Source organism: Geodermatophilus sp. SYSU D00703 (assembly GCF_054050155.1).
Genome location: NZ_JBJGYU010000008.1, coordinates 41,926 through 62,006, shown reverse-complemented (window position 1 = coordinate 62,006; position 20,081 = coordinate 41,926). Strand labels below are relative to the sequence as shown.

The following is a 20,081-nucleotide window of genomic DNA, read 5'->3' as shown; positions in this document are numbered from 1 at the left end:
CAACCACCGAGGAGTGCCCCCCGATGACCAGTCAGCCGCCGCCCCCCGGCGGACACGGGCAGCCGTCGTACGGCCAGCAGCCGGGGCAGCCTCAGCCGTACGGGCAGCAGCCCGGCCAGCCCCCGTACGGCCAGCCCCCGTACGGGCAGCAGCCGGGGTACGGCGGCCAGCAGCAACCCGGGTACGGCGGCCAGCAGCAACCCGGGTACGGCGGCCAGCAGCAACCCGGGTACGGCCAGCAGCCGCCGTACGGGGGACAGCCGGGGTACGGACAGCAGCCGCCGTACGGGGGACAGCCGGGGTACGGACAGCAGCCGCCGTACGGGGGACATCTGGGGTACGGACAGCAGCCGCCCGGTCAGCCGGGTCCCGGCCAGGCGGGCTACGGCCAGCAGCCTGGGTACGCCCAGCCGTACGGCCAGGGTTCGTACGGCCGCCCGGCCGGCGCGGGTGCCGGCTTCGACCTCAAGCGGCTGAAGAGGGCCGACTACGTCGTCGCGGGTGGCGCGCTGCTCTTCCTGATCCTGTCCTTCTTCCCCTGGTACCAGTTCGACGGCGCCTTCTTCGGGACCGACTTCAGCTTCAGCGGCTGGGCGTCCGGCCAGGTGAAGACGGCGTTCTTCTTCTTCCTGCTGGCCGCGGTGTGGGCCCTCCTGCCGGCGTTCGTCCAGCTGCGGCTGGGCTTCCCGCGGTCGTTCGTCACCGTCGGACTGGCGGCCGTGGGCGTGCTGTTCGCCCTCCTCGGGTGGCTCGACTCGTTCAGCCAGGGCTTCTCGTTCTCCATCTGGGCGCTGCTCGGGTTCCTCGTGGCCCTGGCGATCCTGGCCTTCGCCGTCCTCGCCCTGCTGCCGGAGCTGAAGAACCGGCCGGCGCTCGCGGGTGGGCAGACCAACGCCGCCCCGTGGGCCGACCAGCCCACGTCGCCGTTCGGTCCCCCCGGCGGTCAGCACCAGGCCCACGGCCAACAGCAGCCCTTCAGCCAGCAGGGGCCCTACGGTCAGCAGCAGCCGCCCTACGGTCAGCCAGGCCCCGGTCAGCAGCCCTACGGCCAGCAGGCTCCCGGACAGTCCTACGGGCAGCCCGGTTCGCAGGGGCCGGCCTCGCCGCCGTCCGGCCAGCAGTCCTCGGGGCTGACCCAGGAGGCGCGCTTCTCGCCCCCGCCGCCGTCCGCGCCGGGATCCGGGACGGCTCCGGGCACGAACCCCGGGGCGGGGGACCCGGGCCGCGACGAGTCCGGCGGGTCCACCGCCTCCGGCTCCGGGTCGGGGCAGCCCTCGGGCAACGCCTGACCTCTCCCCACCGACCCTGACGACGGGGCCGGCGGCCGGCGCGCCGCCGGCCCCGTCGGCTTTGTGGCGAGCGTTCGGGCGCGGGTCCCGGCGATCGCGGTCCGGCCTTGCGACAGTGGAGGCGTGGTCTCCCTGCTCGCACGCCTGTCCCTCCCCGGGCAGCGGGACCCCGCCGCCCGCGGCCCCCGGACCGCTCCGGTGCTGGCGGGGGTCGCCGCGGCGGCGGTCTCGGTCCTGGAGCTCCTGGGACTGGGGCTGGCGGTCGTCGTCGTGCAGACCCTCGACCCGGCCGGCGGTCTGCCGGTCGCGGGGTCCGCCCGGCTCGCCGGCCGGCTGTGGCTGCTGGCCCAGGGCGGCGGCCTCACGCTGGAGTCCGGCCCGCTGGTGCTCGCGCCGCTGCTGCTGACCCTCGGCATCGCGTGGGGCCTGTCGCGCGCCGGCCGCGGCGTCGTCCGGGCCTGCGACGTCCGGGGGAGCCGGGCCGCCGGCGCCGTCCTGGCCGCTCTCGTCGCCACGCACGTCCTGGTGGCCGTCCTCGTGGGGCTCGCCGTCGACGGCGCGGGAGCGGACGTCGACCTGCTGCGCGGGGCTCTCGGCTGCGCAGTGCTGGCCGTCCTGGCCGCGGGTTGGGGCACGGCGCGCGAGTCCGGCGTCCTCGACGCAGGCCTGGACCGGCTGCCCGTCCCGCTGCGGCCGGTGCTGCGCGGGGTGCTGGCCGGGTTCCTCACCGCGCTGGCCCTCGGGCTCGCGGTGGTGGCGGTGGCCCTGGCGTCCGACGCCCGGGGCTACGCCGCGCTGTCCGGGTCGCTCGGCGGCGCCGGGGCCGGGACGGTCGGGCTCCTGGCGCTCGGCGTGCTCCTGCTGCCCAACGCGGCCGCCGCGGCGATCGGGCTCGCCGCCGGGCCGGGCTTCGTCGTCGGCACCGGCACCCTCGTGTCGGTGCACGGCGTCACGCTGGGCGCGGTCCCGGCCCTGCCCCTGCTTGCGGCCCTGCCCGACACCCAGGCCGTCCCCCTGGTCGCCTTCGCGTCGCAGGCGGTGCCCGCGCTGGCCGGGCTCGTCGCCGGTGCCGCCCTCGGCCGCCGGCTGGACGACGGGGACGGCGGCTCGGTGACCGCCGGACTGTGGGGCGTGCTCACCGGCGGGCTCCTGGGCCTGGTCTGCGGGCTGTTCACCTGGGTGGCCGGCGGGTCGCTGGGCGACGGCGCGCTGGCCGAGGTCGGCGCGCCCGCCGTCGCCACGGGGCTCGCCGTGGCCGCCCAGGCCGGGATCGCCGCTGCTCTCGCGGCCGCGATCACCCGCTGGCGCTCGCTCGGCTGACCCCTCCGGCCCCGTCCGGAGGTTCGCGCCGAGCGTGCGAGGGCCGGGCGGCCCCGTCCCGGGCACCGCCGCGAGCCTGCGAGCGGTGGGGAGGACGGGGTCCTTCCGGGGGTCCTTGTAGGGTCGCTGGCGTGCCGGCACCCGAGCCGTTCCCGCGGGCGCGGGTGGTCGTCCTGCTGTCCGGCACCGGGTCCCTGTGCGCGGCGCTGCTGGAGGCCACCGACGACCCTGGCTACCCCGCGACCGTCGTCGCCGTGGGCGGCGACCGCGACGCCCCCGGCCTCGAGCACGCCCGCCGTCGCCGGATCCCGACCTTCGTCTGCGCCCTGCGCGACCACGCCGACCGCGCCGAGTGGGACCGCGCGCTGGCCGCCACCATCGCCGCGCACGACCCCGACCTGGTGGTCTCCGCCGGCTTCATGAAGATCGTCGGCCCCGCGGTCCTGGACGCCTTCAGCGGCCGGCTCATCAACACCCACCCCGCGCTGCTGCCCGCGTTCCCCGGCGCGCACGCCGTGCGGGACGCGCTCGCCGCGGGCGTGGAGGTCACCGGCAGCACCGTGCACCTGGTGGACGCCGGTGTCGACACCGGCCCGGTGCTCGCCCAGCGCGAGGTGCCCGTCCGCCCCGGGGACGACGAGGCGCGGCTGCACGAACGGATCAAGGCCGTGGAGCGCGAGCTCCTGGTGGAGACGGTGGCGCGACTCGTCACCCGGAACGTGGAGGACCCCCGATGAGCGACCGCACCCCGATCCGCCGCGCGCTGCTCGGTGTCTACGACAAGACCGGGATCGAGGAGCTGGCGCGCGGGCTGGCCGAGGCCGGCGTGGAGCTCGTGAGCACCGGGGCCACCGCCCGGCGCATCGCCGCGGCGGGCCTCCCGGTCACCCCCGTCGAGCAGGTCACCGGCTTCCCCGAGTGCCTCGACGGCCGGGTGAAGACGCTGCACCCCGCCGTCCACGCCGGCATCCTGGCCGACCGCCGCAAGCCCGAGCACGTGCAGCAGCTCGAGGAGCTCGGCGTCGCCCCGTTCGACCTCGTCGTGGTCAACCTCTACCCGTTCACCGAGACCGTCGCCTCGGGTGCCACCCCGGACGAGTGCGTCGAGCAGATCGACATCGGCGGCCCGGCGATGGTGCGCGCCGCGGCCAAGAACCACCCGTCGGTCGCCGTCGTCGTCGACCCGGCCCGCTACGGCGACGTGCTGGCCGCCGTGGCCGCCGGGGGCTTCACGCTGCCGGAGCGCCAGAGCCTGGCCGCGGCCGCGTTCCGGCACACCGCGAGCTACGACATCGCCGTCGCCTCCTGGCTGGGCAACGTCGTGGCGCCCGACGACGAGTCCGGCCTCCCGGCGTGGGTCGGCGCGAGCTGGGAGCGCGCCGACGTGCTGCGCTACGGCGAGAACCCGCACCAGCGGGCCGCTCTCTACCGCAGCGGCCGGCCGGGGCTCGCGCACGCCGAGCAGCTGCACGGCAAGCAGATGTCCTACAACAACTACGTCGACACCGACGCCGCGGTGCGGGCCGCCCACGACCACGCCGACCCCTGCGTGGCGATCATCAAGCACGCCAACCCCTGCGGCATCGCCGTCGGGACCGACATCGCCTCGGCCCACCGCAAGGCGCACGCCTGCGACCCCGTGTCCGCGTTCGGCGGCGTCATCGCCGCGAACCGCGAGGTCGACCTGGACATGGCCGAGCAGGTCGCGGGCGTCTTCACCGAGGTCGTCGTCGCGCCGTCCTTCACCGGCGACGCCCTGCAGGTGCTGACCGCCAAGAAGAACATCCGGCTGCTGCGGCTGCCCGAGGCCGGCCGCCCGGCGACCGAGCTGCGGCCGGTCGGCGGCGGGCTGCTGCTGCAGACCGCCGACCGCATCGACGCCCCCGGCGACGACCCCACCACCTGGACGCTGGCCACCGGGGAGCCGCTGGACGCCGCCGGCCTCGACGACCTGGTGTTCGCCTGGCGCAGCGTGCGCGCGGTCCGCAGCAACGCGATCCTGCTCGCCCACGACAAGGCGACCGTCGGTGTCGGGATGGGCCAGGTCAACCGGGTGGACGCCGCCCGGCTGGCCGTCGCGCGGGCGGGGGAGCGGGCCGCGGGCTCGGTCGCCGCCTCCGACGCCTTCTTCCCGTTCGCCGACGGGCTGCAGGTGCTGCTCGAGGCCGGCGTGCGCGCGGTCGTGCAGCCGGGCGGGTCGGTGCGCGACGAGGAGGTCATAGCGGCCGCCGCGGCCGCCGGCGTGCCGCTGTACCTGACGGGCACCCGCCACTTCGCCCACTGAAGAAGGACCCCGTGCCCCCCACACCTCGCAAGCTCGGCGCGGGTCCCGGCACGGGGCCACGGCCCCATGTCCGCCCACCGGAGCCGGGCGCCGAGGTCGAGGGCGCCGACCTCGCCCGGGTCGACTGGTGGGGCGCACACCTCGACGGCGTGACCTTCACCCGCTGCCGGTTCGACGACGCCGGGCTGGAGGAGCTGGTCACCGGCCGGTGCGTGTTCGACTCGTGCGTGCTGACCGGCGTCCGGATGGGCGGCTCCCGGCACCTGGGGACGGCGTTCCTGTCCTGCCGGTTCGACCGCGCCCGGCTGTTCGACGTCGTCTGGGAGGGCTGCAAGCTGACCGGCTCGCAGTTCCCCGGCGCGACGCTGCGGCCGATGACCGCTTCCGACTGCGACTGGTCGTGGACGTCGTTGCGCGGGGTCGACCTCTCCGGGCTCGACCTCTCGGGTCAGCGGTTCCGCGAGGCCGACCTGACCGGCGCCGACCTGCGCGAGAGCGACCTCGCCGGCGCCGACCTCGACCGCGCTCGTCTGCAGGGCGCCGAGCTGCGCGGCGCCGACCTGCGGGGTGCCTCGACCGAGGCGGTCGACTGGCGGGCGCTCGACCTCACCGGTGTGCGGCTGGACCTGGTCCAGGCGGTCGCGTTCGCCCGCGCCTACGGCGCCCTGGTCGCCGACTGAGCCCAGCTGCATCGGAGGGCGCCACAGGCGGAGGAGCCAGTGCACACGCTCTGAGCGCGAGAACGCATGCACTGCCTCCCCCACCTGGAGGCCATCCCGGGAGTCGCGTGAACCGCGAAGGCTCAGTCCCGCGGGACGTGGGTCCCGTACCTGGGGCCGGTGAACATCGCCTTGAGGGCGCCGAGCAGGCCCAGCGCCGGGACGGCGACGGCGAACCAGAACCCGGTGTCGATCTCGGCGACGTCCCACCCGATGTCCGCCAGCGGCACCACCACGCCGGCCGCGGCCACCAGGCTCACCAGGAGCGCCAGGACCCCGAGGAAACGGTGCGTGCGCGCCGGCAGCACCATGAGCAGGCCCAGGACGAACAGGACGCCGCCGCCGAGGACCACGGCCATCGGCTGCCAGAACCCGGTCTCGAAGACCTGCCCGACGCCCTGCTCCGCGTCGTCCAGGCCCCGGCGGACGAGGTCCAGGCCGGTCAGGTCGCTGCCGGGCAGCCAGCGCAGGATCAGGCTCACCGCGGCAGCGATGCCCGCGAGGATGAGCAGCAGGCTGGCGAGGGTGTCGGGACGCCGGACGGTCACCGGCCTGGTCGAGTACTCCGGCGCGGTGTACGTCGTCGCCGCCCCGCCGTAGCGGGGCTGCCCGGCGTCGGTCTGCGGGCCGCCCATCGGGACGAGCCCCGGACTGGTCTGCTCCCGCCAGTCGCCGGTGCCGCCCTGCGTGCCGGCCGGGGACTGGTCGCGCTCGGTCATCTGCTCTCCTCGCGGATCGGCAGGCGGGGAAAGGCGCCCGCTGTCCTGCGAGGGTAGGGCCGCGGTCGGTCGTGTGGAGCCCTCTCGGGCAGACTGTCGGCCGTGCCCGCGACGATCCTCGACGGCAAGGCCACCGCAGCAGCGATCCGGGCGGAGCTGACCGAACGCGTCGCCGCCCTCACCGCCGCCGGGCACCGGCCCGGCCTCGGCACGCTGCTGGTCGGCGACGACCCCGGGAGCCGCTGGTACGTCAACGCGAAGCACTCCGACTGCGCCCAGGTCGGCATCGCGAGCATCCAGCGCGAGCTGCCCGCCACGGCCACGCTCGAGGACGTCCTCGCCGTCGTCGAGGAGCTCAACGCCGACCCCGCGTGCACCGGCTACATCGTCCAGCTGCCACTGCCGAAGGGCATCGAGGAGAGCGCCGTCCTCGAGCGGATGGACCCGGCGAAGGACGCCGACGGCCTGCACCCGGTCAACCTGGGCCGGCTGGTCCTCAACGTGCCCGGCCCGCTGCCGTGCACCCCGGTCGGCATCGTCGAGCTGCTGCGCCGGTACGGCGTCCCGATCGCCGGCGCCGAGGTGGTGGTCGTCGGCCGCGGGATCACCGTCGGCCGGCCCCTGGGCCTGCTGCTGACCCGGCGCACCGAGAACGCCACGGTCACCCTCTGCCACACCGGCACCCGCGACCTGGCCGCGCACCTGCGGCGGGCCGACGTCGTCGTCGCGGCCGCGGGCGTCCCCGGCCTGGTCACCCGGGACGTCGTCCAGCCGGGGGCCGCCGTCCTCGACGTCGGCGTCAGCCGGGTGGAGGGCAAGATCGCCGGGGACGTCGCCGGGGACGTCGCCGACGTGGCCGGGTTCGTCGCCCCCAACCCCGGCGGGGTGGGGCCGATGACCCGGGCGATGCTGCTGCAGAACGTGGTCCTCGCCGCCGAGCAGGCCGCGGCCGAGGAGATGCTGACCGCGTCGTGACCGGGCGAGCGAGTTCCCGGGGCGGCGGTGCGGCCCGGGCCACGTGGCCGGTGAGCGCCAGCGAGGAGGACACGTGACCCGTCCGCCGCTCTACACCCGCCGGCCCTTCCTGGCCGGTCTCCTCCGGCAGTTGCCGCTGCTCGCGGTGCTGGTCGGGGTGGCGGTCGGGCTGCTCGTGGTGACCTTCGAGCACTGGCGGCGCGGGCTGGTCGTCGTCGGGCTGGCCCTCGTCGGCGGCGGCGTGCTCCGGCTGCTGCTCCCGCTGCGCAGGGTGGGATTCCTCGCCGTCCGCAGCCGGCCGGTGGACGTCGTCCTGCTGGTCGGGGTCGGGGTCACGCTCACGGCCTTCGCCCTCGCCATCCCCGGCGACTGAAGGAGGACCCCGTCCTCACCGCTCGCCGGTGCGCGGCGAGCCCCCGGACGGGGATGACGGGGTCCGGGGCGGGGCCGCCCGACCCGCTCAGGCGGCGCGCCCCGCTCAGCGATAGGTTGGCCGCCATGGCAGAGCAGCCCAGGAACGGCAAGGTGACCGTCGTCGGCGCCGGCTTCTACGGCTCGACCACCGCCCTGCGCCTCGCGGAGTACGACCTGTTCGAGACGGTCGTGCTCACCGACATCGTGGAGGGCAAGCCCGAGGGCCTGGCCCTCGACATGAACCAGTCCCGGCCGATCGAGGGCTTCGAGACGAAGGTCGTCGGCGTCGGCGGCGGGTCCTACGAGGGCACCGAGGGCTCGGACGTCGTCATCATCACCGCGGGGCTGCCCCGCAAGCCGGGCATGAGCCGGATGGACCTCATCGAGACCAACGCCAAGATCGTGCGGCAGGTCGCCGAGAACATCGCGCAGACCTCGCCGGACGCCGTCGTCATCGTCGTCTCGAACCCGCTCGACGAGATGACCGCCCTGGCGCAGCTGGCCACCGGGTTCCCGAAGAACCGGGTGATGGGCCAGGCCGGGATGCTCGACACCGCGCGGTTCACCAACAACGTCGCGGAGGAACTCGGCATCCCGGTGGGCTCGGTGCGCACCCTGACCCTCGGCTCCCACGGCGACACGATGGTGCCGGTGCCCTCGCGCTGCACCGTCGACGGCAAGCCGCTGGCCGACGTCCTGCCGGCCGACCGCATCGAGCACCTCGTCGACCGCACCCGCAACGGCGGCGCGGAGGTCGTGGCGCTGCTGAAGACCGGATCGGCGTACTACGCCCCGTCGGCCGCGGCGGCGCGCATGGCCCGCGCGGTCATGGAGGACTCCGGCGCGGTCATGCCGGTCTGCGCGTGGGTCGACGGCGAGTACGGCATCTCGGGTGTGTACCTGGGGGTGGAGGCCGAGATCGGGCGCGACGGCGTCCGGCGCGTGGTCGAGGGTGACCTGACCGAGAGCGAACTGGCCGGGTTGCGCGAGGCGGCCGAGGCCGTGCGCGCCAAGCAGGCAGACGTAGCCGACCTCTGACCGACCCGGTCAGAGCTGCAGAGAGGGAAGTCCAGACGTGAGCAAGATCAAGGTCGAGGGGACGATCGTCGAGCTCGACGGCGACGAGATGACCCGGATCATCTGGCAGTTCATCAAGGACCAGCTGATCCTCCCGTACCTCGACGTCGACCTCGAGTACTACGACCTCGGCATCGAGAAGCGCGACGAGACCGACGACCAGATCACCGTCGACGCGGCCAACGCGATCAAGAAGCACGGGGTCGGCGTCAAGTGCGCGACGATCACCCCGGACGAGGCGCGGGTCGAGGAGTTCGGGCTCAAGCGGATGTACCGCTCGCCCAACGGGACGATCCGCAACATCCTCGGCGGCGTCATCTTCCGCGAGCCGATCATCATGTCCAACGTGCCGCGGCTGGTGCCCGGCTGGACGAAGCCGATCGTCGTCGGCCGTCACGCGTTCGGTGACCAGTACCGCGCCACCGACTTCCGCTTCCCCGGCGAGGGCACGGTGACCATCACCTTCACGCCCAAGGACGGCGGGGAGCCCATCGAGCACGAGGTCTTCCAGGCCCCGGGGGCCGGCGTGACGATGGCGATGTACAACCTGGACGAGTCGATCCGCGACTTCGCCCGCGCCTCGATGAACTACTCGCTGCAGCGCGGCTTCCCGCTGTACCTGTCGACCAAGAACACGATCCTCAAGGCCTACGACGGCCGGTTCAAGGACCTGTTCGCCGAGGTCTTCGAGACCGAGTTCAAGGACCAGTTCGAGGCCGCCGGGCTCACCTACGAGCACCGGCTGATCGACGACATGGTCGCCGCCTCCCTCAAGTGGGAGGGCGGCTACGTCTGGGCCTGCAAGAACTACGACGGTGACGTGCAGTCCGACACCGTGGCCCAGGGCTTCGGCTCGCTCGGCCTGATGACCTCGGTGCTGATGAGCCCCGACGGCCGCACCGTCGAGGCCGAGGCCGCCCACGGCACGGTGACCCGGCACTACCGCCAGCACCAGCAGGGCAAGGAGACGTCGACCAACCCGATCGCGTCGATCTTCGCCTGGACGCGGGGCCTGGCCCACCGCGGCAAGCTCGACGGCACCCCCGAGGTGACCCGCTTCGCGGAGACGCTGGAGAAGGTCTGCATCGACACCGTCGAGAGCGGTCAGATGACCAAGGACCTCGCGCTGCTGATCAGCAAGGACCAGCCGTGGCTGACCACCCAGGACTTCCTGGCGGCCATCGACGGCAACCTGAAGAAGGCCATGGCGGCCTGAGAGGACCCCCTGCCCCCACCGCTCGCAGGCTCGCGGTGGCCCCTGCAGGGCGACCGCACGTCGGTCCCCTCACCCAGCGGGTGAGGGGGCCGACGTGCGTCCGGGGAGCCGTCGTCAGGCGCCGAAGAGCTGGGTCCACCAGGGGCCACCGGCGCCCTCGGCCACGCCGACGCCGAGCTTGGTCAGGTCGCAGTCGAGGACGTTCGCGCGGTGGCCGGCGCTGTTCATCCAGGCCTCCATGACCGCGGCCGCGTCCGGCTGGCCGAAGGCGATGTTCTCCGCGCGCGCGTAGCCGACCCCGGCCTGCTCGGCCCGGTCGAACGGCGAGAGCCCCTCGGGGGTGTCGTGCGCGAAGTAGTCGCGGTCGCGCATGTCGGCGCTGTGCGCCCGGGCCACGGCCGCGAGGGCGCCGTCGGCCGCCACGGGGGCGCAGCCGGCCTGGGCCCGGGCCTCGTTCACCAGCGCGAGCACCCGGCCCTCGACGCTCGGGTCGGCCGGCGCCGCGGGGGCGGCGGCGCGCTCGGCCGGGGCCGGCTCGTCGGCGGGCTCCTCGGCGGCGGCCTGCGGGGCCTCCTCCGCCGCCGGGGCGGTGGACGACGGCGCCGCCTCCTCCGCGGTCACCTCCTCCGCGGTCGCCTCGCCGGCGGGCTCCTCCGTGGTCTCGGGCGCCGCATCCTCGGCGGGGGACTCGGCCGCGGGCGACGGCGCGGCCGAGGGATCGCCGTCCACACCCATCTGCACGACGGCGCCGCCGGGTGCGTCGTCCCCGTCGGCCGACGAGCCGTCCTCGGTCGCCGCCCCGTACGTCGAGGACGACGCGTCCAGCGCGACCTCGTCCGAGGCGGTGGTCGTCACGCGCGAGACGTACGGGACGGCGAGGGCCACACCGGCCACAACGGCGACGACGGCCAGCAGGGGGAGGATCCGGCGGACGACGCGGCCGAGGCTCGCGACGATGCGGGAGGACAGCGGAGGACCCGCCGGAACGTGGTGCACGAGGTGACCCTCACGAGTTGTCCGATAACGATCTGTGACTTCAGTGAGAGTAGTCGGGACGACAGCGTGATCGGCACGGCACTGTGAGTGACATCACAGCGCGTTCGACTTCACCCCCCTCGGGCGGTGCCTGACGGGGCGCGGGCGGGCAGCATGGAGGGCGTCATGCCCGCAGCAGATCGAGGAGCACGCCGCCGGTGAGCGACGTCTGGCTCAACATCGTCATGGTCGTCGTCTTCGTCCTGATCGGCGGCGCCTTCTCCGGGGCGGAGATCGCGCTGGTGAGCCTGCGCGAGTCCCAGGTGCGGGCGATGGCCGAGACCGGCGGACGGCGCGGCAAGGCCGTGGCCCGGCTGCTGAGCGACCCCAACCGCTTCCTCGCCGCGGTGCAGGTCGGCGTGACCCTCGCCGGCTTCTTCTCGGCCGCCTTCGGGGCCAGCACCCTCTCCGAGCCGTTCGCCGACTGGATGGTCGGCCTCGGCGTGGCGGAGCGGTTCGCCGGCACCCTGGCCCTCGTCCTCGTGACGATCGCGATCAGCTACCTGTCCCTGGTCGTCGGTGAGCTCACCCCCAAGCGGCTGGCGCTGCAGCGGGCCGAGGGGTTCTCGCTGCTCGTGGCCGCCCCGCTCAACGGCATCGCGAAGATCTCCCGGCCGGTGATCTGGCTGCTGTCGAAGTCCACGAACCTGCTGGTGCGCGTGCTCGGCGGGGACCCCAAGGCCAGCGGCGAGGCGATCAGCCAGGAGGAGCTGCGCGACCTGGTCGCCGCCCACGAGTCGCTGAGCACCGACGAGCGCCGGCTGATCGGCGAGGTGTTCCGGGCCGGGGACCGCGAGGTGCGCGAGGTCATGACGCCGCGCACCGAGGTCGACTTCCTCGAGGCGTCGATGACCGCCAGTCGCGCGGCCAAGCAGGTGCACGACTCCAGCCACTCCCGCTACCCCGTCGTCGGCCGCGACGAGGACGACGTCATCGGGTTCGTGCACGTGCGCGACCTGTTCCTGCCCAACCACCCCGCGGGCCGGGCGGCGACCGTCGGTGACCTGGTCCGCGAGGTCAAGCGCCTGCCGGGCACCGCCGGCGTCCTCACCGCGCTGTCGGAGATGCGGCGGGAGAACCACCACCTGGCCATCGTCGTCGACGAGTACGGCGGCACCGACGGCATCGTGACCCTCGAGGACCTCATCGAGGAGGTCATCGGGGAGATCTACGACGAGTACGACGAGGACGTCACCGACGACGGCGGCGAGGCCCCCGGCGGGCCGCACGAGGTCGACGGGCTGCTCAACCTCGACGACTTCCGCGAGGCCACCGGCCTGCAGTTGCCCGAGGGGCCGTACGAGACGGTCGCCGGCTACGTGCTCGCCGAGCTGGGCCGGCTGCCCGAGCCCGGGAACGCCGTGACCGTCGAGGGACGCACGCTCACCGTGCTGGAGCTCGACGGACGGCGGATCGCCCGGATCTCGGTGAGCCGGACCCCCGAGCCCGAGATCGACCCGGCAACGGTGCACACCGGCACGATCGGGACCTGACGACGCCGGTATCGGAAGCGATGCCCACGTGCTCGGCGCCGCAGACGTGGGTATCGCTTCCGATACCGGCGGTCAGGCGCGCCTCTGGGCGGTCTCCCACGCGTCGCGGACGATCCCGGCCAGGTCGGTGTGCCGCGGCGTCCAGCCGAGGTCGGCGCGGATCCGGTCGCTGGAGGCGACCAGTTGGGCGGGGTCCCCGGACCGCCGCTCGCCCACGACCACCGGCACCGGGTGCCCCGTGACCTCGCGGACGGCGTCGACCACCTCCTGCACCGAGAAGCCGGTGCCGTTGCCCAGGTTGTAGACCCGGTGCTCGCCCGGCTGCGGCGCGGTCAGCGCGAGCAGGTGCGCGTCGGCCAGGTCGGCGACGTGGATGTAGTCGCGGATGCACGTGCCGTCCGGCGTCGGGTAGTCCTCGCCGTAGACGGTCAGCGCCTCGCGGGTGCCGGCCGCGACCTGCAGCGCGATCGGGATGAGGTGGGTCTCGGTCGTGTGCCGCTCCCCGAGGCCGTAGGCGGCGCCGGCCACGTTGAAGTAGCGCAGGCTCACGGCGGCGAAGTCGTACGCGGTCGCGTAGGAGGTGAGCATCGCGTCGACGGCGAGCTTCGAGGCGCCGTAGGTGTTGGTCGGCCGGGTGGGGGCGTCCTCGCGGATGGGCACCTGCTCGGGCTCGCCGTAGGTGGCGGCGGTGGAGGAGAAGACGATCCGGCGGCAGTCATGAGCGCGCATCGCCTCGAGCAGCGCCAGAGTGCCCGTGACGTTGGTGTCCCAGTAGATCTCGGGCCGGACCTGCGACTCCCCGACGAGGCTCTTCGCCGCGAAGTGCAGCACCCCCTCGGGGCGGACGTCGGCCAGCACCGGCCCCGACTCGTGCAGGGACGCCTCCACCAGCCGCGCGCCCTCGGGGACGGCGTCGGCGTGGCCGGTGGAGAGGTCGTCGAGCACGGTGACCTCGTGGCCCGCCGCGAGCAGGGCGGCCGTGACTACGCTGCCGATGTAGCCGGCCCCGCCGGCGACCAGAACGCGCATGCGCCCACCCTAGAGATCCCCGCGACCCGCGGACGGCGCGGTCAGGAGGCAGAGCCAGTGGTCAGCGCACGACCGGCGGTGCAGCAGCTGCCCGCCTACAAGCCGGGGCGCAATTCCGCCGACCTGGCCCGGGAGATCGGGGTCCCGCGGGCGGTCAAGCTGGCCAGCAACGAGGTCGCCTTCCCGCCGCTGCCGGCCGTCGTCGAGGCGCTGGCCGCCACCGCCGCGGAGAGCAACCGCTACCCCGACAACGGTGCCGTCGTCCTCACCGCCGCGCTGGCCGAGCGCTACGGGGTCGACCCCGCCCGGATCGTGACCGGGTGCGGGGCGGTCATGCTCTGCCAGCAACTGGCGCAGTCGTTCAACGACCCCGGCACGAGCATCGCCTTCGCCTGGCGGTCGTTCGAGATGTACCCGCTCCTGGCCCAGGTGGCCGGGGCGAGGTCCGTCCAGGTCCCGCTGACCCCCGGCCGTCCCGGCGGGCCGGCCGACACCCACGACCTCGAGGCGCTGGCCGCGGCGGTCGACGAGACGACGCGGGTGGTGTTCGTCTGCAACCCGAACAACCCCACCGGGACGGCGGTGCGCCGGGCTGAGCTGGAGCGGTTCCTGGACGCCGTCCCGGCCGAGACGCTCGTCGTCCTGGACGAGGCCTACCGCGAGTTCGTCACCGACCCCGACGTCCCCGACGGGCTGGAGCTGATGCGCGGCCGTGGCAACGTCGCGGTGCTGCGCACCTTCTCGAAGGCGTGGGGGCTGGCCGGCCTGCGGGTGGGCTACCTCGTCGCCGAGGACCCGGCCGTGGCCGAGGCGGTGCGCAAGACGCACGTCCCGTTCAGCGTCAACATGCTCGCCCAGGCCGCCGCGGTCGCCGCGCTGGCCAGTGAGGACGAGGTACGGCGGCGCTGCGCGGCGGTCACCGCCGAGCGGGAGCGGCTGACCGCGGCCCTCCGCGAGCGCGGGCTGGAGGTCGCCGACAGCCAGGCCAACTTCGTGTGGCTGCCGGTGGGGGAGGACGCCGCGGACCTCGCCGCCGCACTGGAGTCGCGGGCGGTCATCACCCGGCCGTTCGCCGGCGAGGGGATCCGCGTCACCGTGGGCACGCCCGAGGAGGACGACCTCTTCCTGGCCGCGCTCGACCAGGTGCGTTCCGCCACACCCGCCGCGTGACCCGCCGATCGTGACGAGCACCTTCGGGACGTGCGGCGCCGCGTCCCAGGAACGGCTGGTTTGATGGCCGACGTGCCTCTTCCCCGTGTGCTCTCCGGCATCCAGCCGACGGCGGGTTCCTTCCACCTCGGGAACCACCTGGGTGCGCTGCGGCAGTGGGTCGACCTGCAGGAGACCACGGAGGCGTTCTACTGCGTGGTCGACCTGCACGCGATCACCGTCGCGCAGGAGCCCGCGGAGCTGCGGCGCAACACCCTGGTCTCGGCGGCGCAGCTGCTGGCCCTCGGCGTCGACCCGGCGCGAAGCACGCTGTTCGCCCAGAGCCACGTGCCCGAGCACCTGCAGCTGTCCTGGGTGCTGGAGTGCCTCACCGGCTTCGGCGAGGCCAGCCGGATGACCCAGTTCAAGGACAAGAGCCAGCGGGAGGGCACCGCCGGGACGACCGTGGGCCTGTTCACCTACCCGGTGCTGATGGCCGCGGACATCCTCGTCTACCGGGCCGACCAGGTGCCCGTCGGCGAGGACCAGCGCCAGCACCTCGAGCTGACCCGCGACCTCGCCACCCGCTTCAACGGCCGCTTCGGCGACACCTTCCCGCTGCCGGAGGGGATCATCCCCGCGGGCGCGGCGCGGGTCATGGACCTGCAGTCGCCGGACAAGAAGATGAGCAAGAGCCTGCCGCCCGCCGGCTGCGTCTTCCTGCTCGACGACCCCAAGGTGACCGCGAAGAAGATCCGCTCGGCGGTCACCGACACCGGCCGCGAGGTGGTCGCCGACCCGGTGGAGAAGCCGGGCATCACCAACCTCCTCACCATCCACAGCGCGCTGTCGGGCACTCCGATCCCCGAGCTGGAGGACCGCTTCGCCGGCCGCGGCTACGGGGACTTCAAGAAGGAGCTCGCCGAGGTCGTCGTCGACTTCGTGACGCCGGTGCGCCAGCGCACGCTGGAGCTGCTCGACGACCGGGCCGAGCTGGAGAGGGTCCTGGCCGCGGGTGCCGCCCGGGCCCGGGAGGTCGCCGCGCAGACCGTCGCCGCGGTGTACGACCGCGTCGGCTTCCTCCCACCGGCGGGGGCGCGGCCGTGAACGACGACACCTTCGTGCCGCGCAGCCGCAGCGTGGCACCGGAGACCGCCGTCCTGGGCGTGGTCGTCCCCATCCCCGAGCCGTGGTCGCAGCTGTTCGTCGACTGGCGCACGAAGGTCGGCGACCGGCAGGCGAGCCTCGTCCCGCCGCACGTGACGCTGCTGCCGCCCACCGAGGTGGCCGCCGCCGACCGCCGGGCCATCACCGCCCACCTGGCCGACGTGGCCGGGGCGCACCCGCCGTTCGACATGCACCTGTCGGGGACGGGCACGTTCGCGCCCGTCTCGCAGGTCGTGTTCGTCGCGGTGGCCCGCGGCATCGGCAACTGCGAGCTGATCGCCAACGACGTCCGCTGTGGCCCGCTGGCCCGCGGCCTGTCCTACCCGTACCACCCCCACGTGACCGTGGCCCACAACGTCCCGCCGGACATGCTCGACCTCGCCTACTACGGGCTGGCCGACCTCTCCGCGCAGTTCCGCGTCACCCACTTCACCGAGTTCGAGCAGACCCCCGACGGCGCTTGGGCGGTCGCCCACGAGTACCCCCTGACCGGCCCGCCCCTGTAGGAGGACCCCGTCCTCCCCACCCCTCGCGAGCTCGCGGCGTCTGGAGGGGGTCGACGACGGGTGGGGGGCGACCGGGTCGCCCACCACGCGGCCGGGCAGCAGACTGGCCCGGATGACTGCGCCCCGGGCCGAGCGGTCCGCGCCACCGGGCAGCCCGCCGCCGACGATCCGGAGCCGCATCACCGGCCTGTCCGAGGGCTGGGACGCGATGGTCGCCCGGCTGCGGCGCCGGCAGCCGTGGATCGACCACCTGGCCCGCGCCGGCGGCCGCTACCGGCGCACCCAGGGCGACCTCATGGCCGCCGGCGTCACCTACTTCGTCTTCCTCGGGCTCGTCCCGGTCCTGCTGCTGGCCGCCTCGGTCATCGGCCTCGTGCTGGCGGGGGACCAACTGCTGCAGGACGAGCTGTACGACGCCATCCGTGACACCTTCCCGGGCACCACCGGCGAGCAGATCGTCCGGGAGCTGCGATCGGCGGTGGGGTCGGCCGGTGTCGTGGGGGTCATCGGGCTCGCGGGCTTCGTCTACGCCGGGCTGCGGGCGATGGACAAGCTGCGGATCGGCATGGAGCGCATCTGGCGCGGCCGGGCCGACGAGCCGGAGTTCCTCCGCGACAACCTGCAGGACCTGCTCGCCCTGCTCATGCTGGGCGCGACCGGCCTGCTCAGCCTCGGCTTCACCGGCGTGGTCACGCAGGCCACGGGCTGGCTGCTGGACCTCCTCGGGCTCCACGGCGCCCCCGGCCTGGGCGTGCTCACCTTCGTCCTCGGCCTCGCCCTGGCGGTGGCCACCGACGTCCTCGTCTTCCTGTGGCTGCTCAAGGTGGTGCCGTCGACGTCCCACCCGCTGCGCCGGCTGCTGCCGGGGGCGCTGTTCGGCGCCGCGGGCTTCGAGGTGATGAAACTGCTGGGCAGCCTCTACCTCTCGCTGATCTCCGGCAGCGTGACCGCCTCGGCCTTCGGCGGCGCCGTCGGCATCCTGGTGTGGATCAACCTGGTGTGCCGGTTCGCGTTCTTCACCGCGGCGTGGACCGCGACCCTGCCCCGGGTCCAGGGGGCCGCCCACGTCGTCCGCGAGCGCGCGGATCCCGTGGTCCCGCCGGCCGACCGCTGACCCGCCGCGGGACCACGTGCACCGCCCGGCGCACGCCGACCACCGTCGTGACGACGATCCCGACCGCCGCGGCGGCCAGCGCCGCGGGGACCAGCGGGGAGTCCTCCGTCTCCCCGCGGGCCGCAGGGGTGCCCGGGGCCGCGACGGCGGCCGGGGCCGGACGCCGGGTCGCCGACGGCGTGGCGACGACGTCGGCGCCCGACTCCACGAGCACGCCCACCCCGTTGGTGTCCGCCGGCACGGTGAACCCCCAGTCGAGCAGCAGGGCGGCCTGGTCGGCGGCGCGCAGCGGCGTGTTCTCGGTGCCCATGACGCTGACCACGAGGCGGCGCCCCTCCCGCTGGGCGGCGGTGACGAAGGTGTGCCGGGCGGCGTCGGTGAACCCGGTCTTGCCGCCGAGGTTGCCCGGATAGCGGGTGAGCAGCGGGTTCTGGTTCTGGATCTGGTAGCCCTCGGACTTCCCCTCCACGGCGGGCATCGCGGCGAGTTGCGTGGTCAGGATCGCCGCGGTGCGCGGGTCGTCGACCAGCCGGCGGAAGACCAGGGCCAGGTCGTAGGGGGAGGAGGTCTGGCCGGCGACGTCGAGCCCGGACGGTGAGCCGGCGACCGTGTCGAAGGCGCCGATCGCCGCCGCGGTCTCGTTCATCGCCTCGACGGTGACCTCGACGCCCCCGGCCGCGCGGGCCAGCGCGTTCGCGGCGTCGTTGCCCGACTGCATGACCAGGGCCTCGAACAGCAGCGAGACCGGATATCGGCCGCCGGCCACCATCCCGACCCGGCTGCCCTCCATCCGCTCGTCCTCCTCGGTCCCCTCGACGACCTCCTCGGGGTCCAGCAGCGGGACGAGGGTGAGCAGGGTCAGCGTCTTCAGCGTGCTCGCCGGGTAGTAGCGGCCGTGCGGGTCGCGGGCGGCCAGCACGGCGCCGGTCTCGGCGTCGGCCACCAGCCAGCCGGGGGCGACGACGCCGTCGGGCAGCGGTGCGGCGTCGTCGACGACGACGGTGCCGCGGGTGTCCAGGCCCTCGCCGCCGACGGTGACCCCGCCCGGGCCGCTGCCCTGGGGCGGCCCACCCGGCAGCGGTGCGGTGGGCGTGGGCGCCAGGGGGTCGGCGGTGGGCCGCGGGTCCTCGGCGAGCGCCGCGCCGGGGGCGAGCACGATCCCGAGCGCCACGACGGCGGATGCGAGCCGGGCTGCCGCCGTCCGCCGTCGCACGAGGGCACGCTAGACCCGACGGCTGCCCTCGGCTGCCCCGACCGTCGTGGTGGCCCACACCACCGGCCCGGGCGCCTTCGCAACGATCGCATCTCGGTCTCCTCCCGGGCCTGCGGCGCGGCCACCGGCCGCGGTTAGCGTGCCGAGGTCGCGCGTGCTGCGGCCCCGGCAGCGCCGGTGCGGCGGCGCGTGACCCGGACCCCACCGGGCCGGGCCGGTGCACGAGGCCGGCTCGTCCCCCCAGAGAGGAGAGCGTCTTGCGCCGAGCGCGGAGGATGAAGGCCGCGGCGTTGCTGCTGGCCGGCAGCATGGCCCTGGCGGCCTGTGCCAGCGACGAGGAGGGCGGCGGCAGCACCGGCGGAGGCGGCGGCGAGGCCGCCGGCGACCTGCAGATCGGCCTGGCGTTCGACACCGGCGGCGAGGGCGACCGTTCGTTCAACGACGCGGCCGTGGCCGGCGTCGAGGCCGCCATCGAGGAGCACGGCGGCGAGGTCACCAAGCTCAGCCCGAACGCCGACGCGTCCAACCGCGCCGACCTCCTGACCCAGCTCGCCGACCAGGGCTTCAACCCGATCATCGCCGTCGGCTTCGCCTACAGCGACGTCATCGGCGAGGTCGCCGCGCAGTACCCCGACGTCACGTTCGCGCAGGTGGACGGCTCGGTCGCGGACGCCGGCAACCCGGAGAACCTGACCGGCCTGCTGTTCTCCGAGGAGCAGGGCTCCTTCCTGGCCGGTGTCGCGGCGGCGCTGAAGACCGAGACCAACAGCATCGGCTTCGTCGGCGGTGTCGAGACCCCGCTGATCCAGAAGTTCCAGGCCGGCTACGAGGCCGGGGCGCGGGCGGTCAAGCCGGACATCGCCATCAACAGCCAGTACATCTCGCCGGCCGGTGACTTCAGCGGCTTCAACGACCCGGCCCGCGCGCAGATCATCGCCCAGGGCATGTACGACGGCGGCGCCGACATCGTCTACCAGGCCGCGGGCGGCTCGGGGATCGGCGTGTTCCAGGCGGCGGCCGCCTCCGGTGGCCGGGCGATCGGCGTCGACTCCGACCAGTACCAGACGGTCGGCGACCCCGCCCTCCAGGCCGTGATCATGACCTCGATGCTCAAGCGGGTCGACGTCGCGGTCGACACGTTCATCGGTGAGTTCGTCGACGGCAACGTCGCCGGTGGCCAGGACGAGCGGTACGACCTGGAGTCCGACGGTGTGGGCCTGGCCACCACCGGTGGCTTCATCGACGACATCCAGGGCGACCTGGACACCTACCGCCAGCAGATCGTCGACGGGACGATCACCGTCCCGACCACCCCGTGACGCCGATCGGCTGACACGGACGACCGGCAGCGGGCCCGGGGGA

Annotated in this window: 19 protein-coding genes; 15 read left to right on the top strand and 4 right to left on the bottom strand. The window is 74.4% G+C overall.

From position 1 onward, the window contains the following. The first annotated feature begins 23 nt into the window (after positions 1-23). The 5 genes from ACI782_RS10740 (at position 24) to ACI782_RS10720 (ending at position 5,573) form a co-directional block, all read left to right on the top strand. Entirely contained in the window at positions 24-1,289 is a 1,266-nt protein-coding gene (locus ACI782_RS10740) for a hypothetical protein (protein WP_456908932.1), read from the top strand. 123 nt (positions 1,290-1,412) lie between these two features. Further along, on the top strand, positions 1,413-2,609 hold the full coding sequence (locus ACI782_RS10735; RefSeq protein ID WP_456908930.1) for a cell division protein PerM: 1,197 nt from the start codon (positions 1,413-1,415) through the stop codon (positions 2,607-2,609). 131 nt (positions 2,610-2,740) lie between these two features. After that, positions 2,741-3,346, top strand: a complete 606-nt coding sequence (gene purN, locus ACI782_RS10730) for a phosphoribosylglycinamide formyltransferase (protein WP_456908928.1) — start codon at positions 2,741-2,743, stop codon at positions 3,344-3,346. Then, on the top strand, positions 3,343-4,893 hold the full coding sequence (purH, locus tag ACI782_RS10725) for a bifunctional phosphoribosylaminoimidazolecarboxamide formyltransferase/IMP cyclohydrolase (RefSeq protein ID WP_456908926.1): 1,551 nt from the start codon (positions 3,343-3,345) through the stop codon (positions 4,891-4,893). Before purN ends, purH begins: the two co-directional genes overlap by 4 nt. Positions 4,894-4,904: 11 nt before the next feature. Then, positions 4,905-5,573 (top strand): pentapeptide repeat-containing protein, encoded by a 669-nt coding sequence (locus ACI782_RS10720; RefSeq protein ID WP_456908924.1) that lies wholly within the window; start codon positions 4,905-4,907, stop codon positions 5,571-5,573. A gap of 122 nt (positions 5,574-5,695) precedes the next feature. On the opposite strand, the gene ACI782_RS10715 is transcribed toward ACI782_RS10720, so the two are convergent. Continuing rightward, a complete protein-coding gene (locus tag ACI782_RS10715; protein WP_456908922.1) occupies positions 5,696-6,331 on the bottom strand; it encodes a hypothetical protein in 636 nt (211 codons plus the stop codon). 102 nt (positions 6,332-6,433) lie between these two features. Here ACI782_RS10715 and ACI782_RS10710 point away from each other — a divergent pair, with 102 nt between their 5' ends. The 4 genes from ACI782_RS10710 (at position 6,434) to ACI782_RS10695 (ending at position 10,013) form a co-directional block, all read left to right on the top strand. Next, complete coding sequence (locus tag ACI782_RS10710; protein ID WP_456908920.1) at positions 6,434-7,306, top strand: bifunctional methylenetetrahydrofolate dehydrogenase/methenyltetrahydrofolate cyclohydrolase; 873 nt, start codon at positions 6,434-6,436, stop codon at positions 7,304-7,306. Between the two features lie 73 nt (positions 7,307-7,379). Further along, positions 7,380-7,679, top strand: a complete 300-nt coding sequence (locus ACI782_RS10705; protein ID WP_456908918.1) for a DUF3017 domain-containing protein — start codon at positions 7,380-7,382, stop codon at positions 7,677-7,679. A gap of 125 nt (positions 7,680-7,804) precedes the next feature. Continuing rightward, entirely contained in the window at positions 7,805-8,758 is a 954-nt protein-coding gene (gene mdh, locus ACI782_RS10700; RefSeq protein WP_456908916.1) for a malate dehydrogenase, read from the top strand. 37 nt (positions 8,759-8,795) lie between these two features. Beyond that, positions 8,796-10,013, top strand: coding sequence for an NADP-dependent isocitrate dehydrogenase (locus ACI782_RS10695; RefSeq protein WP_456908914.1), 1,218 nt, complete (start codon positions 8,796-8,798; stop codon positions 10,011-10,013). Between the two features lie 114 nt (positions 10,014-10,127). Here ACI782_RS10695 and ACI782_RS10690 read toward each other — a convergent pair whose 3' ends face one another. Beyond that, the gene (locus ACI782_RS10690) at positions 10,128-11,009 is read right to left on the bottom strand and encodes a CAP domain-containing protein (RefSeq protein ID WP_456908912.1); all 882 of its coding nucleotides are present in this window, start codon (positions 11,007-11,009) and stop codon (positions 10,128-10,130) included. Positions 11,010-11,206: 197 nt separating this feature from the next. Here ACI782_RS10690 and ACI782_RS10685 point away from each other — a divergent pair, with 197 nt between their 5' ends. Then, the gene (locus tag ACI782_RS10685) at positions 11,207-12,541 is read left to right on the top strand and encodes a hemolysin family protein (RefSeq protein ID WP_456908910.1); all 1,335 of its coding nucleotides are present in this window, start codon (positions 11,207-11,209) and stop codon (positions 12,539-12,541) included. Between the two features lie 72 nt (positions 12,542-12,613). On the opposite strand, the gene galE is transcribed toward ACI782_RS10685, so the two are convergent. Then, complete coding sequence (galE, locus tag ACI782_RS10680) at positions 12,614-13,570, bottom strand: UDP-glucose 4-epimerase GalE (RefSeq protein WP_456908908.1); 957 nt, start codon at positions 13,568-13,570, stop codon at positions 12,614-12,616. Positions 13,571-13,627: 57 nt separating this feature from the next. Between galE and hisC the strand changes: the two genes are divergently transcribed. From hisC to ACI782_RS10660, 4 genes are all read left to right on the top strand, one after another. Continuing rightward, complete coding sequence (gene hisC, locus ACI782_RS10675; RefSeq protein WP_456908906.1) at positions 13,628-14,740, top strand: histidinol-phosphate transaminase; 1,113 nt, start codon at positions 13,628-13,630, stop codon at positions 14,738-14,740. 63 nt (positions 14,741-14,803) lie between these two features. After that, the gene (gene trpS, locus ACI782_RS10670; protein ID WP_456908904.1) at positions 14,804-15,826 is read left to right on the top strand and encodes a tryptophan--tRNA ligase; all 1,023 of its coding nucleotides are present in this window, start codon (positions 14,804-14,806) and stop codon (positions 15,824-15,826) included. Next, complete coding sequence (locus ACI782_RS10665; protein WP_456908902.1) at positions 15,823-16,392, top strand: 2'-5' RNA ligase family protein; 570 nt, start codon at positions 15,823-15,825, stop codon at positions 16,390-16,392. The genes trpS and ACI782_RS10665 overlap by 4 nt, the downstream gene beginning before the upstream one ends. A 112-nt stretch (positions 16,393-16,504) precedes the next feature. Then, positions 16,505-17,506, top strand: a complete 1,002-nt coding sequence (locus tag ACI782_RS10660; protein ID WP_456908900.1) for a YihY/virulence factor BrkB family protein — start codon at positions 16,505-16,507, stop codon at positions 17,504-17,506. On the opposite strand, the gene ACI782_RS10655 is transcribed toward ACI782_RS10660, so the two are convergent. Further along, the gene (locus ACI782_RS10655) at positions 17,409-18,677 is read right to left on the bottom strand and encodes a D-alanyl-D-alanine carboxypeptidase family protein (RefSeq protein WP_456908898.1); all 1,269 of its coding nucleotides are present in this window, start codon (positions 18,675-18,677) and stop codon (positions 17,409-17,411) included. The genes ACI782_RS10660 and ACI782_RS10655 overlap by 98 nt on opposite strands. Before the next feature lie 299 nt (positions 18,678-18,976). Between ACI782_RS10655 and ACI782_RS10650 the strand changes: the two genes are divergently transcribed. Beyond that, the gene (locus ACI782_RS10650) at positions 18,977-20,038 is read left to right on the top strand and encodes a BMP family lipoprotein (protein WP_456908896.1); all 1,062 of its coding nucleotides are present in this window, start codon (positions 18,977-18,979) and stop codon (positions 20,036-20,038) included. Positions 20,039-20,081: the final 43 nt, after the last annotated feature.

What these genes read in the sequence shown, in the direction of transcription:
- galE (WP_456908908.1), bottom strand. Translation starts at nt 13,570, where the DNA reads ATGCGCGTTCTGGTCGCCGGCGGGGCCGGCTACATCGGCAGCGTAGTC.
- purH (WP_456908926.1), top strand. Translation starts at nt 3,343, where the DNA reads ATGAGCGACCGCACCCCGATCCGCCGCGCGCTGCTCGGTGTCTACGAC.
- ACI782_RS10740 (WP_456908932.1), top strand. Translation starts at nt 24, where the DNA reads ATGACCAGTCAGCCGCCGCCCCCCGGCGGACACGGGCAGCCGTCGTAC.
- mdh (WP_456908916.1), top strand. Translation starts at nt 7,805, where the DNA reads ATGGCAGAGCAGCCCAGGAACGGCAAGGTGACCGTCGTCGGCGCCGGC.
- trpS (WP_456908904.1), top strand. Translation starts at nt 14,804, where the DNA reads ATGGCCGACGTGCCTCTTCCCCGTGTGCTCTCCGGCATCCAGCCGACG.
- ACI782_RS10660 (WP_456908900.1), top strand. Translation starts at nt 16,505, where the DNA reads ATGACTGCGCCCCGGGCCGAGCGGTCCGCGCCACCGGGCAGCCCGCCG.
- ACI782_RS10715 (WP_456908922.1), bottom strand. Translation starts at nt 6,331, where the DNA reads ATGACCGAGCGCGACCAGTCCCCGGCCGGCACGCAGGGCGGCACCGGC.